The organism is Paraliobacillus sp. JSM ZJ581 (assembly GCF_044383835.1).
In the GTDB taxonomy this organism is placed as follows: Bacteria; Bacillota; Bacilli; order Bacillales; family Amphibacillaceae; genus Paraliobacillus.
In genome coordinates, this window is the sequence record NZ_JBISEP010000010.1 from 67,728 (window position 1) to 85,428 (window position 17,701).

At 34.4% G+C, this 17,701-nt stretch carries 15 protein-coding genes and 1 pseudogene; 13 read left to right on the plus strand and 3 right to left on the minus strand.

Features of this window, described 5'->3' with window-relative positions; genetic code table 11:
* Positions 1–411: 411 nt before the first annotated feature.
* Positions 412–1,347 carry a ribonuclease HIII gene (rnhC, locus tag ACH6CY_RS08015; RefSeq protein ID WP_374066811.1) on the minus strand — a complete coding sequence of 312 codons (936 nt, stop codon included), beginning with the start codon at positions 1,345–1,347 and terminating at the stop codon, positions 412–414.
* A 127-nt stretch (positions 1,348–1,474) separates the two neighbouring features.
* Between rnhC and zapA the strand changes: the two genes are divergently transcribed.
* From zapA to uvrC, 7 genes are all read left to right on the plus strand, one after another.
* On the plus strand, positions 1,475–1,750 hold the full coding sequence (gene zapA, locus ACH6CY_RS08020; protein ID WP_374066812.1) for a cell division protein ZapA: 276 nt from the start codon (positions 1,475–1,477) through the stop codon (positions 1,748–1,750).
* Positions 1,743–2,297, plus strand: a complete 555-nt coding sequence (locus tag ACH6CY_RS08025) for a CvpA family protein (RefSeq protein ID WP_374066813.1) — start codon at positions 1,743–1,745, stop codon at positions 2,295–2,297. Before zapA ends, ACH6CY_RS08025 begins: the two co-directional genes overlap by 8 nt.
* A gap of 88 nt (positions 2,298–2,385) precedes the next feature.
* Positions 2,386–4,107 carry a DNA polymerase/3'-5' exonuclease PolX gene (gene polX, locus ACH6CY_RS08030; RefSeq protein WP_374066814.1) on the plus strand — a complete coding sequence of 574 codons (1,722 nt, stop codon included), beginning with the start codon at positions 2,386–2,388 and terminating at the stop codon, positions 4,105–4,107.
* A gap of 15 nt (positions 4,108–4,122) precedes the next feature.
* Positions 4,123–6,468 carry an endonuclease MutS2 gene (locus ACH6CY_RS08035; RefSeq protein WP_374066815.1) on the plus strand — a complete coding sequence of 782 codons (2,346 nt, stop codon included), beginning with the start codon at positions 4,123–4,125 and terminating at the stop codon, positions 6,466–6,468.
* A gap of 86 nt (positions 6,469–6,554) precedes the next feature.
* Positions 6,555–6,962 carry a DUF350 domain-containing protein gene (locus ACH6CY_RS08040; RefSeq protein WP_374066816.1) on the plus strand — a complete coding sequence of 136 codons (408 nt, stop codon included), beginning with the start codon at positions 6,555–6,557 and terminating at the stop codon, positions 6,960–6,962.
* 607 nt (positions 6,963–7,569) lie between these two features.
* Positions 7,570–7,887, plus strand: coding sequence for a thioredoxin (trxA, locus tag ACH6CY_RS08045; RefSeq protein WP_374066817.1), 318 nt, complete (start codon positions 7,570–7,572; stop codon positions 7,885–7,887).
* A gap of 96 nt (positions 7,888–7,983) precedes the next feature.
* Positions 7,984–9,774: an excinuclease ABC subunit UvrC gene (uvrC, locus tag ACH6CY_RS08050; protein ID WP_374066818.1), complete on the plus strand. Its 1,791-nt coding sequence runs from the start codon at positions 7,984–7,986 to the stop codon at positions 9,772–9,774.
* Positions 9,775–9,848: 74 nt separating this feature from the next.
* Here the strand turns inward: uvrC and ACH6CY_RS08055 are convergent, their stop codons facing one another.
* Entirely contained in the window at positions 9,849–10,283 is a 435-nt protein-coding gene (locus tag ACH6CY_RS08055) for a YslB family protein (RefSeq protein ID WP_374066819.1), read from the minus strand.
* A 169-nt stretch (positions 10,284–10,452) separates the two neighbouring features.
* On the opposite strand from ACH6CY_RS08055, the gene ACH6CY_RS08060 reads away from it, so the two are divergent.
* From ACH6CY_RS08060 to ACH6CY_RS08075, 4 genes and pseudogenes are all read left to right on the plus strand, one after another.
* Complete coding sequence (locus tag ACH6CY_RS08060; RefSeq protein WP_374066820.1) at positions 10,453–13,119, plus strand: YhgE/Pip family protein; 2,667 nt, start codon at positions 10,453–10,455, stop codon at positions 13,117–13,119.
* A gap of 138 nt (positions 13,120–13,257) precedes the next feature.
* Positions 13,258–13,482, plus strand: a complete 225-nt coding sequence (locus tag ACH6CY_RS08065) for a helix-turn-helix domain-containing protein (protein WP_182200389.1) — start codon at positions 13,258–13,260, stop codon at positions 13,480–13,482.
* A gap of 232 nt (positions 13,483–13,714) precedes the next feature.
* Positions 13,715–14,397: pseudogene (locus tag ACH6CY_RS08070) on the plus strand (IS256 family transposase); the annotation flags it as partial.
* A gap of 1,212 nt (positions 14,398–15,609) precedes the next feature.
* Complete coding sequence (locus ACH6CY_RS08075) at positions 15,610–15,753, plus strand: hypothetical protein (protein WP_374066821.1); 144 nt, start codon at positions 15,610–15,612, stop codon at positions 15,751–15,753.
* Between the two features lie 50 nt (positions 15,754–15,803).
* Here the strand turns inward: ACH6CY_RS08075 and ACH6CY_RS08080 are convergent, their stop codons facing one another.
* Positions 15,804–16,316 (minus strand): transcriptional regulator, encoded by a 513-nt coding sequence (locus ACH6CY_RS08080; RefSeq protein ID WP_374066822.1) that lies wholly within the window; start codon positions 16,314–16,316, stop codon positions 15,804–15,806.
* Between the two features lie 107 nt (positions 16,317–16,423).
* Between ACH6CY_RS08080 and ACH6CY_RS08085 the strand changes: the two genes are divergently transcribed.
* Both ACH6CY_RS08085 and ACH6CY_RS08090 read left to right on the plus strand, forming a co-directional pair.
* Positions 16,424–16,663: a PLDc N-terminal domain-containing protein gene (locus ACH6CY_RS08085; protein ID WP_374066823.1), complete on the plus strand. Its 240-nt coding sequence runs from the start codon at positions 16,424–16,426 to the stop codon at positions 16,661–16,663.
* Positions 16,650–17,540 (plus strand): ABC transporter ATP-binding protein, encoded by an 891-nt coding sequence (locus ACH6CY_RS08090; protein WP_374066824.1) that lies wholly within the window; start codon positions 16,650–16,652, stop codon positions 17,538–17,540. Before ACH6CY_RS08085 ends, ACH6CY_RS08090 begins: the two co-directional genes overlap by 14 nt.
* Positions 17,541–17,701 lie beyond the last annotated feature (161 nt).

Consider the following 17,701-nt stretch of genomic DNA (forward strand, 5'->3'; position numbering starts at 1 on the left):
TTCCGCAGGCACGACTTCCGCTAACTTGGTAAAGAAAACCATTTTGCCAAGTGGATTTTCAGCTTCCGCGCTGTTCCTGCAGGATAAGGAATACTTCGACAGCAATACATTTTCGAGGATTGTCGTGTATTTCCACAGCTAAATTATTACTTCAAACAAATAGACGAACTTTTATTCGTGTTACTATCTTGGTAACTTTCCAAATAGATACATAATATCTAAAGCTACTACAGGTTCACCAGAAATCGTATTAAACTCTATGGTTCTGTATGAAGAGTTGTCCCAATTGTTTTTCCTTTTATTGCATTCTTATGTCTAATTTAATAGCCCAAACAACTAGTACTAGTATTCCTATTAAATAATTCACGCTCCGTTTCCTTTGGTGTTGTACATATGACCTTTACTTCATATTTATAAATAAGCGGATGCTTTTTTTGTATTTGCAAAATGCACTTTTGCAAAACTGTTTAGACTATCTCTTCCATATTTTTTAATCATAGTAGCAATAGCTCGGTCTACTTTAGCCGATGCGCCCTTAGGTAACGTCAACTCAGCTTTTTTCGATAGTTTGTTCATCTCTTGAACAAAACTAGCACGTGCAATAATCGAGCCAGCAGCAACTGCAATGGAATGACTTTCTGCTTTCGTCATAAAATACACATTTTCTTGTAAAGTATTTTTTTCTGATTGTAGATGACGCTGATACACTTGCGGTTCACAAAATTGATCAATGATAATGCCGTTGGGCTTTACAGGTTCAATTTTTTTTAGTAATTGATTGATTGCATGATTGTGTAACATTGTTTTCATTTTACCTTGTGTCCAGCCTTTCTGTTGCAGTTGATTGTATTTTGAATTATGTAATACTACTAAGGAGTATGGTAACTCAAGCTGGAGTAGCTTCCTTGCGATCGAAGTTATAGAGGCATCTGTCAAATTTTTAGAATCCTTTACTCCTATTTCTTTTAATAATGGAATTTGTTTTTGCTCCACGTAAGCTGCGGCTACCGTAATTGGACCAAAGTAATCTCCGGTACCAGCCTCATCTGATCCGATATGAGACTGGTCGAATAAACTAGGCTGAGGTATAAACCGATGTTTTTTTTGTTTAGAAATTTTTGATGAGCCAACTGGACCTGTCTCTTCAATATCTCCCCATCTTCTAGCTTCTATTTCTGGATTTTTTCCTTGAAATAATACTTTCCCAGAACGGTATGCTGTAATCGAACTGTTTGGCGTTTTTGCAGCGAATACAGCTCCTTGAGGCGCTTGTTTTAACTGTGATTGATAAGCTTGCATCATTTGCTCAATTTTAATTAATGGAAATTTTAGTACAATTTGTCCCATAATAACTCCTTCTTTGATAAGATAGGTATAGTATAGCAAAAGAAAACGTAATAGAATAGTTTCCTAAATGATTGTGTTCATGTTAATATTAATTTTAGGATTTGATAGAATTAAGGAGGTATAATCGGTGTCCCAATCAGATAAAGCACGGATAACGGTTGACATATATGGCAAGACCTATACGATAATAGGTAAAGAGGACTCACACCATGTTAAATTGATTGCTAGCTTAGTCGATGAAAAAATGAGAGAAATTCATGATGTGAATAAAAGTTTGGATACCTCCAGATTAGCAGTATTAACAGCTGTTAATACAATGAATGATTATATTAAATTACAAAAAAAATATGAAGAACTACAACAGACATTAAAACAGAAAGAGGACCAAAAATATCATGATTAGTGTAATAATAATTGGCCTATTATTATTAGGTTTATTACGAGGATTAAAAAGAGGATTTATTTTACAAGCATTTCATTTGGTAAGTTTTATTGTGGCGTTTATTGTAGCAGTAATATACTATGATAAATTAGCAGATAAACTTATTATGTGGATACCTTATCCTAATTTACCTGACGGGGAAACATGGGCAGTATTCTTAGAATCTTTACCACTAGAAGCTGCGTTTTACAATGCAATTGCATTTGCAATCATCTTCTTCGGTGTGAAAATTATATTAAGCATTATCAGTTCAATGTTGGATTTTGTTGCAGAACTTCCTATTTTGCATTCGATTAATGGTTTATTAGGAGCGATCTTAGGATTTATTGAATCGTATGTTGTCTTATTTGTTTTACTTTACATAGCAGCGCTTGTACCGGTTGCAACGGTGCAACAAGCAATAGAGGGCTCTTCTGTTGCACAATTTATTATCGAGCATACACCAATACTATCTGCAGAATTAAAATCATTATGGTTTGAGCATGTTGCAAGCTTGTTTGGTGAATAATGATTGAATAAGTATATCAAAGAAACCCTTGCTCATATTGAAAAGCAAGGGTTTCTCTACTGATTGAAAGGAACAGGAGGATGAAGAAATGGCCCAGATTAACAAAAAAGATGTTATCGGTTTATTAGAAAAAATAGCGCTTTATTTAGAACTAAAAGGAGAGAACCCATTTAAAGTCTCTGCTTATCGAAAAGCGGCGCAAGCTTTAGAAACAGATAATCGTTCATTATCAGAAATAGAAGATTTTACAGCACTCAATGGTATCGGTAAAGGAACTGCAGCTGTGATTGCTGAGTATATTCAACAAGGTACTTCAGAAACTTTATCCAATTTGGAGCGAGAAATACCTGCAGGCTTAATTCCCTTGTTAAATCTACCTGGTTTAGGTGGGAAAAAGCTAGCAAAACTCTATCAAGAATTAGGAGTTACTGATGCAGAATCATTACGGGAAGCATGCACAAGTGGCAAGGTTGCTGAATTAAAAGGATTTGGAAAAAAAACAAGTGAAAAAATAGTCAAGGCATTAGATGAGGCAGACAGCCAACCTGATCGTCTTCCGATTGCAACGATGTTACCAATTGTTGAAAAAATAGAAGCTTACTTAGAAGGAATAAATGCTGTATTGCGTTATTCCCGTGCGGGTAGTATTCGTCGAATGCGTGAGACAGTTAAAGATTTAGATTTCATCATTGCAAGTGATCGTCCTGATAAAGTCAGAGATGAGTTATTAGCTATAGTCAATATAAAAGAGGTTATTGCCTCCGGTGATACAAAGGTTTCGATTGTATTAGAAGAATCATATGATGTTTCTGTTGACTTCCGTATTGTGAAATCAGAGCAATTTACAACAACGTTACACCATTTTACAGGATCTAAAGATCATAATGTAGCGATGCGACAACGAGCGAAAGTGCAGAATGAAAAAATCAGTGAATATGGTGTAGAAAATAATGATACAGGTGAAGTGATAACTTTTGAAACAGAGAAGGATTTCTTTCAACACTTTGGTTTATCTTATATTCCACCAGAGGTACGGGAAAATGCAGGAGAATTAGAAGTTTTTGAGCAAGAAGTATCTTTAATAAATCATTCAGATATTAAAGGTGATTTGCATATGCATACCACTTGGAGTGATGGTGCGCAATCTGTTGAAGAAATGGTTATAGCTGCAGTAGAGAGAGGGTATCACTATATTGCAATAACCGATCACTCGAAGTTTTTAAAAGTAGCTAATGGATTGAATGAAGTACGCCTACGTGAACAAAGGGAAGAAATTGAACGATTAAAACAAAAGTATCCAGCTATTCATATTTTTTCGGGAGTAGAAATGGATATTTTACCTAATGGAAATTTAGATTTTGATGATGCATTTTTAAAGGAAATGGATTATGTGATTGGGGCAATCCATTCTAGTTTTAATCAAACAGAAGAAGAAATTATGAAACGCCTTTATCATGCATGTGATAATCCGTATGTCACCATTATTGCACACCCAACTGGAAGAATTATTGGTCGCCGTAGAGGATACCAAGCTAATGTGAAAAAATTAATTGAACGGGCGAAGGAAACAGGTACTGTGTTAGAATTAAATGCAAACCCGAATCGATTTGATTTAGCACCAGAATGGTTACGTTTAGCACAAGAACAAGGTGTGAAAATTGCGATAAACACAGATGCCCATAATGAAGTATCCCTTGATTATATGAAAGATGGTGTACGTGTAGCGAAGCGTGGATGGTTAAAAAAAGATACAGTAATCAATACTTGGTCAAAAGAAGAAGTCATTAATTTATTTCAAAGCAAACGGTAAAAGGGGTCATAACAAATGAATGATCGAATATTTCATGTGTTAGAATTTCATAAAATTATTGAACAACTAGAAAATCATGCCGCATCATCACTTGGTAAAGAACAAGCGCGAAAGTTAAAGCCTTCAACAGATCTGCAAGCGGTACTGCAGTTGCAAGAAGAAACAGATGAAGCTGTCAGTATTGTTCGGTTAAAGGGAAACGTACCACTTGGTGGAGTCGTTGATATAAGACCGAGTATTAAGCGTGCACTTATTGGTGGTGCTTTAAATGCACAGGAATGCTTAGATATCGTAGGTACCATTTACGGAGGAAAACAGTTAAAACGATTTGTTCGCGCAATGGAAGAACCGGAACTCCCGATTATTCGAAGCTTGGTAGAAGAAATAACTCCACTTAATGAGTTAGAAACAGAAATAAAGAGCTGTATTGATGATCATGGCCATATCATGGATGGTGCATCTGATAAATTACGATCACTTCGATCTAAAATAAGAACAAATGAATCAAGAGTAAGAGATAAACTAGATAACTATACGAGATCTAAAAGTAATATGCTGTCTGATGCCATTGTAACGATTCGTAATGATCGTTATGTATTGCCTGTAAAGCAAGAGTATCGCGCAGCAATTGGTGGTATTGTGCATGATCAATCAGCATCCGGTCAAACATTATTCATGGAACCACAGGCTGTTGTCGAACTAAATAACCAACTTCAAGAAGCAAAATCTCAAGAAAAGGCTGAGATTGATCGGATACTTCGTGAGTTATCCGATCGAATTGCTGCTGATCATGACTGGTTAGCTCATAATGTAGTGATACTGGCCAAATTGGATTTCATGTTTGCTCGTGCACATTTAGGTCAATCGATGCGTGCAGCCATGCCAAAAATGAATGATCAAGGCATTATTGAAATGAAGCAAGCACGTCATCCATTATTAACAGATAATGAAGTAGTAGCAAATGATATTGCTTTAGGGAAAGATTATCATGCAATTGTTATTACTGGACCAAATACAGGTGGAAAAACGGTTACATTAAAAATGGTAGGGTTATGTACACTAATGGCACAATCTGGCCTTCAAGTTCCAGCTTTAGATGGTTGTGAATTAGCTGTGTTTCAAGATGTATTCGCTGATATCGGAGATGAGCAATCCATTGAGCAGAGCCTAAGTACTTTTTCATCACATATGACTAACATTGTCGACATTTTAAAACATGTTAATGAAAAAACATTAGTATTGTTTGATGAACTAGGTGCAGGAACAGATCCACAAGAGGGGGCTGCACTGGCAATGGCTATTTTAGATGATGTTGTTAGACGAAATGCTTGTATTATTGCTACAACGCACTATCCAGAATTGAAAGCATATGGCTACAATCGAGCAGGAGTTGTTAATGCTTCTGTTGAATTTAATGTACAGACACTTCAGCCGACTTATCGTTTATTAATTGGTGTACCAGGACGAAGTAATGCATTTGAAATATCTAAACGTTTAGGTCTTAGTACAGAGGTGATTGAGACAGCCAAAGGGCATATTGGTACAGATTCAACGAGTGTAGAGAATATGATTGCATCGCTTGAGAATGCAAGGAGAGAAGCGGAGAAAGATCAAGCATCAGCTGAACGTTTATTAGAAGAAGCGGATCATCTTAAGAAAGAACTAGAAAATCAGTGGAACCAATTCGATCAGAAGAAAGAAGCTTTATACCAAAAAGCAGAAGAAAAAGCAGAAAAAGCATTGCGAAAAGCACGAGAAGAAGCCGAAGCCATTGTCTCAACTATTAGAGACATGAAGCATCAGGCTACATTGAAAGAACATGAATGGATTGAAGCTAGGAAATTTTTTGATGAGGCACAACCTCAACTTTCCAATAAGAAAAAACAATCAAAGAAAATCGTTAAAGACGCAGATCGTGAGCTAGAACCGGGTGATGAGGTGCTTTTATTAACATTAAATCAACAGGGAAGTATTGTTGAAAAAATTAGTGAAAATGATTATCAAGTACAAGTTGGAATTATGAAAATTAAAGCAAAGCGTAAAGATTTGCAATTCGTTAAACGCAAAGAAACTATTATTGAAAAACCAATGGCTACAGTAAAAGGATCGAATTATCATGTCAAACCCGAGCTTGATTTACGTGGAGAAAGATACGAAGATGCATTACATCAGCTCGAAAAATACGTTGATGATGCATTGCTGGCAGGATATCCGAACGTATCCATTATTCATGGAAAAGGAACTGGAGCATTAAGAAAAGGTGTACAAGCTTTTGCCAAGCGACATTCACACATAAAAAGCCAGCGGGCTGGTGGTATGAATGAAGGAGGAAGCGGTGTAACGATATTAGAGTTCAAATAAGCTCTTTTTTTAAATGGAATTACCTATAGGTTAATGCAAATCAGTATTAAGTTGATAAGCAGGAAAGGAAGATTGAGATGTATATCATGGCAGCTTTTTGGGAAAACCCATTTATTGCATCAGCAGCACGATACAGTGTAGTCATTCTATGTACGATTGTTTTTTTAGCAATATTTGAGCTTGTAACCTCCTATAAAAATTGGAAAGAAATTAAAGAAGGCAACTTTGCTGTAGCAATGGCAACAGGTGGAAAAGTATTGGGGATTGCTAATGTATTTCGATTTTCGATTCAACACAATGATACGATACTTGAAAGTATTAGTTGGGGTGCATTTGGTTTTTTGTTACTTTTAACTGGATATTTTATTTTTGAATTCTTGACTCCTACCTATAAAATTGATGAAGAAATAGGCAATGATAATCGCGCTGTAGGATTTCTTTCCATGGTAATATCAATCGGATTATCATATATCATCGGTGCTAGTATTTTATAAATTACAATTGATACAGACTACGACATAAGTGGAATCATAATGGCAGCTTATGTCGCATTTATTTTATTGGGGATCTTAACAAGCACAGTAAGGGATAGCTCCGTTTCGATCAATTTTCTATTATTTTTAGCTTGAATGTAATTTAATGTACACTTGGGCTACGTTTCCAACCACAAATGAACGAAAAACATGGTTTAATGAACACTTGTCCTGCATATTCAGTCGCGAATGAACGAAAAACATGGTTTAATGAACACTTGTCCTGCATATTCAGTCGTGAATGAACGAAAAACACGATTTAATGAACACTCGCCCTTCCTATTCAGGCGCGAATGAACGAAAAACATGGTTTAATGAACACTCTACATGCGCACCCAGTCTTGAATGTACGATATACGCTTTTCACCGTGTACTTAAGTTTTATTTCTGATAGAGAGTGTTCTTATTTTTAACTATAAGTAATTAGATTTAGAAAATACCAAACAAAGGTTTTATTTCTAAATTATCGGGTAAAGTAACATATGAGCAAACTATTAGCCAATATACAAAAGGACATGATATACTACAACACGAATGATGGTTAAGAATTAAAGGAGGGTAAGATAATATGGCAATTGTAAATGCAACAGATCGTTCGTTTATAAATGATACACGCGATGGTCTGGTATTAGTAGACTTTTGGGCAACTTGGTGTGGTCCATGTAAGATGATCGCTCCTGTGCTAGAAGAAATCGATGCTGAATTGGGCGATACAGTAAAAATTGTTAAGCTTGATGTGGATGAAAACCAAGAAACAGCAGGAAAACACGGTGTAATGAGTATCCCAACACTAATGATATTTAAAGATGGAGAAGTAGTTGATCAAATAGTTGGTTTCCAACCAAAAGAAGCACTTGTTGAGTTAATCAACAAACACGCAGAATAATACATGCGGTTTATTAATCCCTTGTTACTTTTAAGTAGCAAGGGATTCTTCTTTATTATACAATAGACGTAAGTATATCTAGTGGAGTTGTCAATCATGTCAGATAAAATTAAAGGGAAATTAGCAGTACTTCCTGCACAACCAGGTTGTTATTTAATGAAGAATAAGCATGGCACAATAATATATGTTGGTAAATCGAAGCTATTGAGAAATCGTGTCCGATCATATTTTACAGGTGCAAATGATCAAAAGACACAACGATTAGTTCAAGAAATTGTCGACTTTGAATATATTGTTACCTCATCTGAGATTGAGGCATTGATTTTAGAGATGAATTTAATTAAGAAATATGATCCTAAATATAATGTACTGTTAAAAGATGATAAAAGCTATCCTTATTTAAAAATTACAAATGAACGTCATCCAAGATTAATCATTACACGTAAAGTGAAAAAAGATAAAGGGAAATATTTTGGCCCATATCCAAATGTTCTAGCGGCAAGAGAAACAAAGAAGCTACTTGACCGTATGTACCCTTTGAAAAAATGTAACAATCCGCCTGGTAGACATTGTTTGTATTATCATATGAATCAATGTCTAGCTTGTACAGAAACGCCACCAACGGTTGAGGAATACAAACTAATTGTCCAACAAATTGTATCTTTTTTAAGTGGTGGTCATAAAGAAATTAAACAACAAATTCAACAAAAAATGATGGAAGCTAGTGACGCGTTGAATTTTGAGCGTGCAAAAGAATTAAGAGATCAAACTCAGCATATTGAAGCAGTAATGGAACAACAGAAAATGACATTAAACGATCAAGTTAACCGTGATGTATTTCATTATGCGTATGATAAAGGTTGGATGTGTGTACAAGTCTTCTTTATTAGACAAGGGAAACTAATTGAACGTGACGTATCTATTTTTCCTTTTTATGATGAAGCACAAGAGACATTTGTGAGTTTTATAGGGCGTTTTTACTTGCATGAAAATCATCTAAAACCAAAGCAAATATTAGTTCCTGCACCCGTGGACTACAAATTATTAAGTGAGTTATTAGAGGTAGATGTAACCATTCCATATCGTGGACGAAAGAAAGAATTAATTGATTTAGCTGGAAAAAACGCTGAAATTGCTTTAGAAGAAAAATTCTCTCTTATTGAAAGAGATGAGGCTAGGACAATCAAGGCTGTTGAAGGACTAGGTGAAAAGCTTCATATAGAAACACCGCATCGAATCGAAGCGTTTGATAACTCAAATATCCAAGGAACTGACCCTGTCTCGGCAATGGTCGTTTTCATGGATGGCCGTCCATTAAAAAAAGAATACCGGAAGTATAAAATACGAGATGTCAAAGGGCCAGATGATTATGAAACGATGCGTGAAGTCGTTCGAAGACGTTATACAAGGGTGTTAAAAGAAGGTCTCCCATTACCAGATCTAATTGTCATCGATGGAAGTAAAGGTCAAATGAGTGCTGCTTCAGATGTATTAGAAAATGAATTAGGATTAGAGATTCCTTTGTGTGGTTTAGCCAAGGATGATAAACATAAGACAAGTGAATTATTATATGGCGTGCCTCCAGAGACAGTACCTTTGGATCGGAAATCACAAGAATTTTATTTAATTCAACGAATACAGGATGAAGTCCATCGGTTTGCGATCACCTTTCATCGTCAATTGCGAGGGAAAAGTGCATTTAAGTCAGAGCTAGATGCTATTCCTGGTGTTGGAGAAAAAAGAAAAAAACTATTGTTAACACACTTTAAATCGATTACTGAGATTAGGCAAGCAACAGTAGAAAAACTCCAACGATTAGGAATACCTAAACCGACGGCACAAAAGATTCTGGCTCTATTAAGCAAAGAAAAAGACGACCTGAAATAACTAATAGGCACCTTAAGCGTAGAAAAATTTAAAATGCTCTACGTATAAGGTGCATCATATTATTTATCGTTTATTTATTTTGATAGAAGTACTTTCAATTCCACATAATTTTTCTTTGATTTGATTTCATCGATGCACTCACAATCCAGTTGCTTTAATTGCTGCATTGCTTCGGCTAAAAAACCTGCCTCAAGGCGATAATCAGTTATGATATCTTGTTTCATTCGTTGGGTAATAGCTGCACCAGTTAATTCAAAAATATATTCTCTACGTTTTTCCTTTATATCAACTAACTCTCCCCAACCGACTTTATAAAAAAAATCTTTCACTTGCTCTAAAGATTCCCATTTTATTTGTCGTGCTAAATTTTTTCCAAGTACATAAAGGATCGTTGCTGCATCTTTTCCAAGCAAATCTGGTAAACAAACATAGCGCAGTAAATCGTAGCCGCTACCTGTTGTTTGCATTAAATCTGCTATTTCTTCTGTTTTTTGTAAATTATTATGCACAAATTCTTCCCCTTCCTAACAATAACCTGTTTATATTATCGCTTGAAAAGGCAGGGATTGCAACGGTCAATTCTACTAATATAAAAGAGGTTTAACGTGACATTTGCTAAAGAAAGTCTTACAATAGCATGCATGGTAAGTTTGTAATGAAAATATAGAAGGTGTAAAAGTGAGAAAAATATTAGAAATTGTAAAAACAGATTGGAAGAATATAATTAAAACTCCTGTAGCAGCCTTTTTGATTGTATCATTAATGGTGCTTCCATCTTTATATGCTTGGTTTAATTTGAAAGCATCGTGGGATCCATACTCCAATACAGGTGACATCGCTATAGCAGTAATAAATGATGATAAAGGAACGGAGATAAGAGAGAGAAATATTAACGTCGGTGAGCAAATCATTGATAATTTAAAAGAAAATGATGCACTTGGATGGACGTTTGTTTCAAAAAAAGATGCTGATCAAGGTGTAAAACATGGAGACTATTATGCCAGTATTTATATTCCTACTGACTTTTCTGAGAAGATTGGTACATTATTAGGAGAAGAACAAATTAGACCAGTCATTGAATACAGTGTCAATGAGAAGATTAACGCCATTGCTCCGAAAATGACTTCTACTGGTGCTTCGACTATCGTAACACAGACCAGTGAAAGCTTTGTTGAGCAAGTTAGCAAGGCAGTATTAACAGAATTTAATAAAATAGGAATAGAGCTAGAGAAGGAATTGCCAACCATAAGAAATGTAGAAAATAATATTTTTGCATTAGAGGAACAACTCCCAGATATTGAAGCACTAGGTAATAAAGCTATTACACTGGAGGAGAAATTACCTGAAATCACTAAACAAGCAGACAAAGTAATAGAGCTTCAACAAGTCATGCCTGAAATAATAGCTGCTGCCAACAATGTGGTTCGATTGAATGAGAAGATGCCACAAATAGACAAGGTAGGAGAAGGTATTATCAGCTTGCAGACTAAAATACCAGAAATAAAACAAGTGGCAGACACTATTATTGATGTGGATAAAGACTTTACAAAAATTGAGGAGCTAGTTGCAAATACATTACAGGACATACAAAAAGCACAAGATATAGTGGGAAAGTCGCAAGATGCATTACCTGAAATTAAAAAAAATGCAGAAAATAGTGAAGCATTTGTAAAAGCGATCAGTGATTACTTCGAAAATAATAAAGAATCTATAGATACAGTTAACCCTGTATTAAAACAAAATATATTGCTTTATCAGCAAACAGCCAATATCGTCCATCAATTCGCTGTTCAACTAGATCATGACAAGCTAACTACTACTGAAATAGAAAAGGCCATCCCAGAGCTGTTAAGTGATCTCAATTCAAGTATATCTAGTATAGATCAATCTATACAATTACTGGATGTAATCGATCAGCAAGTAAGTAATAAAGATTTAGAGCAAATCTTAACTAATCTACAAGCATTACAAGTAAGTTTTGAATCTGAGGAAGAAATGTTAACGAAGCTGGGAAATAATATTTCTAACATAACGGACAATCAAATGAATCACTTAATAGCTGTTTCCGATCAAGCTGTAAATCAAGCTAATACACTTGCTTCAGACTATGATCATACGATTTCTCCAGTCATAGATAAAGGAATTGATCATTTACAGGAAACTGCAGAGAATGCTAGTGACAATTTACAACAAGCGCAAGAAGCATTACCTAAAGTAGAGAGCATCTTAAAGCATACGGAAGAATCATTAGTTTATGGAGAAGATAAGATTACAAAACTACAGCAGCGCTTACCTGAGATAGGTGACGAAATTCATCAAACAGCGCTGACAATAGTTGAAAAACTCGATGATGTTGAAAGTGGAGTTAATCTAGCGGTAAGTTTTTATAAAAATCAATTTCCTAAGGTAAAGGATCAAATTCAACGAGCTGCATCCTTTGTTGAAAAAGACTTACCAAAAGCAGTAGAAGAAGTGGATAAAGTGACAGATTTTATTGATAATCGACTTCCACAGCTAGAAAATTCAGTTCATAAGATAGCTGATATAGTACAAAACGATCTACCTGGATTAGAAGATACGGTACGACATACCGCTGACCGCATTAGACAGTTTGAAGGTAATCATGATTTAAATGATATTATTCAATTGTTGAAAAATGATATTGAACAAGAAAGTGATTTTCTTGCCAATCCGATTGAACTAAACGAGAATAAGGTTTTTCCAATTCCAAACTATGGTTCAGCTAATTCACCATTTTATACGACACTAAGTTTGTGGGTTGGAGCATTATTACTGATTTCCTTATTAACTGTCGATGTTCATAACAAAGAAGGTATATATAAGCTTCATCATGTTTATTTTGGTAGAGGGTTGACCTTTGCTAGTATTGGATTGATGCAAGCATTGATTGTAACATTAGGTGATCTGTTTCTTTTAGATGCCTATGTTAAAGAACCGGTCTGGTTTGTTATATTTGCAATTTTTATTAGTATGGTATTTATGTCGATTGTTTACACGTTTGTTTCTGTTTTCGGTAATGTCGGCAAAGGGTTAGCAATTATTTTGCTCGTACTTCAATTGTCTGGGTCTGGCGGGACATTCCCAATTCAAGTAACACCTGCATTTTTCCAAGCGATTAACCCATTCCTACCATTTACGTATGCCATTAGTTTATTACGTGAAGCGGTAGGAGGAATGGTCACTGGGATTGTCATTCGTGATATTATTGTTCTATTTACGTTTATGATCATAGCCATTTTATTTGCAATTTTATTAAAAAAACCTCTCGATCCTCAAATTAGAAAAGTTTCTGAACAAGCGAAGAAAAGTGGGTTGATTCATTAGATTTTATAGGACAACGGTATAATTATTTTAAAACGCAACAAAAGCAAGCACAGAAAAGATTTTTAGAACATAAAATACTCTGACTAAATAAATACCCTTCAAAGCGTGGCTCTAAGAACAGCAAGGAGGGGTTAAGACTTGAAGGATAGTGAGTACAAGCCGAAGCAACTATTGACCAAACGAGAAAAAGAAGTGTTTGAGCTTTTAGTACAGGATAAAACAACAAAAGAAATAGCCCAGGAACTGTTTATATCCCAAAAAACAGTAAGGAATCACATTTCAAATGCAATGCAAAAACTTGGTGTTAAGGGGCGTTCACAGGCAGTGGTAGAGCTTCTTCGTATGGGAGAATTAAAGCTCTAATAAAAACCGACTTTCGTTTTGAAAGTCGGTTTTTGTATGGTAATAAATCAAAGTGGATAAAAATAATAATATGTGTTTGTAAGATTGATAAAGAATATTATAAAGAAATGCATCTAAATAATTAAGTCGAGAGTGTAAAATATTTTGTGTGAATGAATAAATAGAAAAAGGAAGCCCTTTTCTTGTAGAATCAAGTTACCACACAAAATCCCAAGAAAAGAGGTCTTCCTTTATGGATCATTTTACATCAGATATTATGCAAGCTCTAGCAAAAAAAAAGAGGATATTACAGAAATATTTCGCTGCCATCTGGAAAAGGAGGTAAATGCGCTGCTTCAAACGGAATTGACTGCTTTCTTAGATGATGAAAAGTATGATCACTTGGACTTTAATTCTGGAAATTCTCAGAATGGGTCCTATTCCCGAACGCTGAAAACGTAGTATGGTGAGCTCGAACTCTCCATACCTCGTGATCGAAATGGGGAATTTAAACAACAAACGGAACAATGATACGTTAAAATCCTTCGTCATTCATATATTTCAGAAGGGTGTCACGATGTCTGAAGTATCGCATTTAATTGAACGGATGTACGGGCATCATTACACGCCTCAAACGATTTCAAATATGACGAAAGTGATGGGCGAAGAGGTGAGGCATTCCGTCAACGTCCTTTATCCAACTGTTACGTGTGCGTATATTTAGACGCTACCTTTCTTCCCGTCAAGCGAGAAACTGTATCCAAAGAAGCTGTTTATATTGTCGTCGGAATCCGAGAAGACGGCTCAAAAGAGGTGCTCGCTTACACGATCGCTCCAATCGAATCTACCTATGTGTGGAAAGAGTTAATCGAGGACATTCAAGCTAGTGGTGTGGAGGAGGTGCTCCTCTTTATTTCAGACGAATTAAAGGGCATTAAATAAAGCATTCATTCGGTGTTTTTCTAATATAAATGTCAAGATAAGCATGTACACTTTTGATTTTATTCTCTTAATGATTATTATTAATAAATTATTACGACTTGACCCGAATCCTCTGTGGGCATGATTGTCCAATAAAAAAGCAGCCAATTCAAGGGGTGGCAGCCATGCCAAGGCTATCATACCCACCATTATCTCATTCCGAGGCTGTGTTGCATACGTGTGCAGTATTTGATGCTTACATTTAATTTACATTTGTAAATAACTTTACATAATAAAAAAAGGAACGGATTAAATCTTACACTCTCACAACAAGTTTAAGAGTAATGTTTCATGAAACCTCTCGTTTACATTATTTATTTAAGCTAATCAAGTTAAACCATAATTTCTTTTTATCGTCATCAGGAGAGTTGTATACACCTCCAAACTTATTATCTTCTTGGATATTATTACAGTTCAACATGGATAAAGATGGGCTATCCCATAAACCGTTGGAAATCGATAGTAAAAGAACTTTCTTTTAAGCTACGAGGATTGGTGGAGCGAAGTAATAAAAGAATGTGTTTACTAGAAAAAATATAGTTACATTTGTTGCAAATCAAGATGGAGGAGCACATGTAGATAAAGCATTTGATGAAATGAGATTTTTCGACAAGATGAAAAGGTTTAAGTGGTCTACACACAGAAATTACGTATTAAGATGAGACCTTAGATATTGTTACTCAATACTCAAAAGAAACGAGAACTTTATATATTCAAGAATTCAATGATGGAACTAAGGTGGAACTAGTTTTAAGATAAATGCTTGAAAAACATACTGGTTAAATATTATTAGCTTAAAAGGGAATAAATATAATTGTATTCAACTAACATTTATCATGTTGGTGCAAATTGGTTCAATTAATGTCAATTTCAATCCTTTTTCATACATTTTTATCCATGGAACAATTCTCAAAATATTGATATGAAAAGATTTCTATGGATTAGGTACATTTAGAATTTATTAGTATATTTCTCAAAACTAAGAAAGGCACTTTTAGGGGGATTCATGTATTTAACCTAATTATGCTAAAATTAACATAATGTTAAAATAATTTTAAATTTGGGAGGTAATGAAAAAGAGAATGTTAGGTAGTATTTTGGGATTATTATTTATTTTGTTCATACTTGGTAACACCCCGGTTTCCGCTGAAGAAACTGATGCCAAGTATGGAAGAAGGTCAACCAGATGTAACTATATATGATAATGAGGGTAGTCTAGTTGAGCCAGATGAAATGCATAGAAATGAAATAACGCCCACAGCAGCAACTCTACCAACAAAAATTAAAATTATTCGAAGAAGCAGATGCTAATGGCTTCTTCGAATAGTTTTAATTTTTGACAGTATGTACTCCAATAATGCTTATGGAATAATTACAAGTGAAATAGTTCGCTCTTTGCTATTCATATTTTGTTTTTCGTTGTAATATTTATTAATTAAGTTGTTAAGATCTGCTTGGAAATTTTCAAACTCGGTTTCCCCTAAATTTAACTTTGAGATAGAGAAAGTTGTTTTATCATCCTCATCATCAATTGTTTTATGATAATTTTGGTAAGACTGTAATACATACATAAAATAATAAGTAATAAAATTCACCTTTTCACCATAATTTGCTTGAGCCCATTCTGTTTCATCAATTTTATAACCTTTTGCGTTTATTGCATAATAATTTTCTTCACCTGAACGCAATTTTTTAGTCTTTACAATTTTTAATAACTGGTCTTCAAACATGGCATTTACATGTCTATATAATGTTGCTTGAGCTACATCTTCTAATAATTCATTCATTTGCATAATAGAAAGTCCTTCTGGTTTATCAATCAATGTTAATGCAATTTTAAATCGCGTTTGATTTTTAAATAAACTGAATTCCATAAATATCACCTCATCTTATTTATAATAATAATTGATTTTTATATAAATGTACACTATAATTATCATTATCGATAATGATAAAGAAAATAAAAATGGAGGTTAGGGTTATGAATACAGATATTAGCATCTTAAAGGATATAGATTGGGGAGCTATTATGCCAATAGTAATTCCAATAATGGTTTTACATTTATTACTTTTGATAATCGCTTTAATTGATTTATACCGACGCAGGACAATTGTTAATTATCCAATAGTTTGGGTAGTCGTTATTGTGTTACTCAATACAGTTGGACCGATTCTTTATTTGACTATTGGAAGGAGATTGCTAAAAAATGATCGCTATTAAGAGTGTAAATAAAGCTTTTAGAGGCAAAAAAATACTAAAAGATATTTCATTTGATATTACAGAAGGGGAGTGCATTGGATTATTGGGTCCTAATGGAGCTGGAAAGACTACTCTAATTAAGTGCATGACTGGAATTATAAATTACGAAGAAGGAGAAATTAATTTTAACGGAAAGAATATTTTAAATTTTAAGAATGATATTGGCTACTTATCTCAGCACACAGATTTTAAACAGTGGATGACATGTGAGGAGTCATTAAGATTTTTTGGTAGTATATCAGGTTTAAGTAAAACGTATCTTAATAAAAATATTAATGAAGTACTTAAAGATGTGGGGCTGCAGGATAAAAATAAATATAAGGTAGAAGAATTATCCGGAGGAATGAAACAGAGATTAGGATTTGCACAAGCCATTCTACACCGCCCAAAATTTCTAATTCTAGATGAGCCTGTATCAGCTCTTGATCCAGTAGGTAGGAATGAAATCAAAAACTTAATCAAAAAGCTAAAAGAATACACGACAGTTCTTATATCCACGCATATTTTGGATGATGCAAATGAGTTTTGTGATCGCTATATTATTATAAAGAATGGAGAAATCATCGGAAATATAACTAATCAAGATGAAACTGTAAATTATAAACAAATATATCTTCAAGTGGATTTAAGCGATTCTATTAAACCAGAGATGACACTAAATGATTCCTATGAATTACAAGAAGTAAAAGCAGGAGAATTTTTAGTAACTAGCAGGAAACCAATCAAATTAACTAATCTAATTGCAGAACTGGATAAAAATAAACTGAACGTGAATTCGATTGCTTATGAGAAGAAAGATTTAGAAAAAATATTTTTAGAGTTGGTGTCTGAAGTATGAGGAATATATTCATTTTAGGAAAAGTGGAGTTATTAGAAGCAATTAGGAATATTAAATTTGTATGGTTAGCTATATTCTTTACTATGGTTCATTGTAAAATCAAATGCAACAGTTAAATAAATAGAAAGCCATCGTGAAACCACGTATAGTTAAGGTTGACT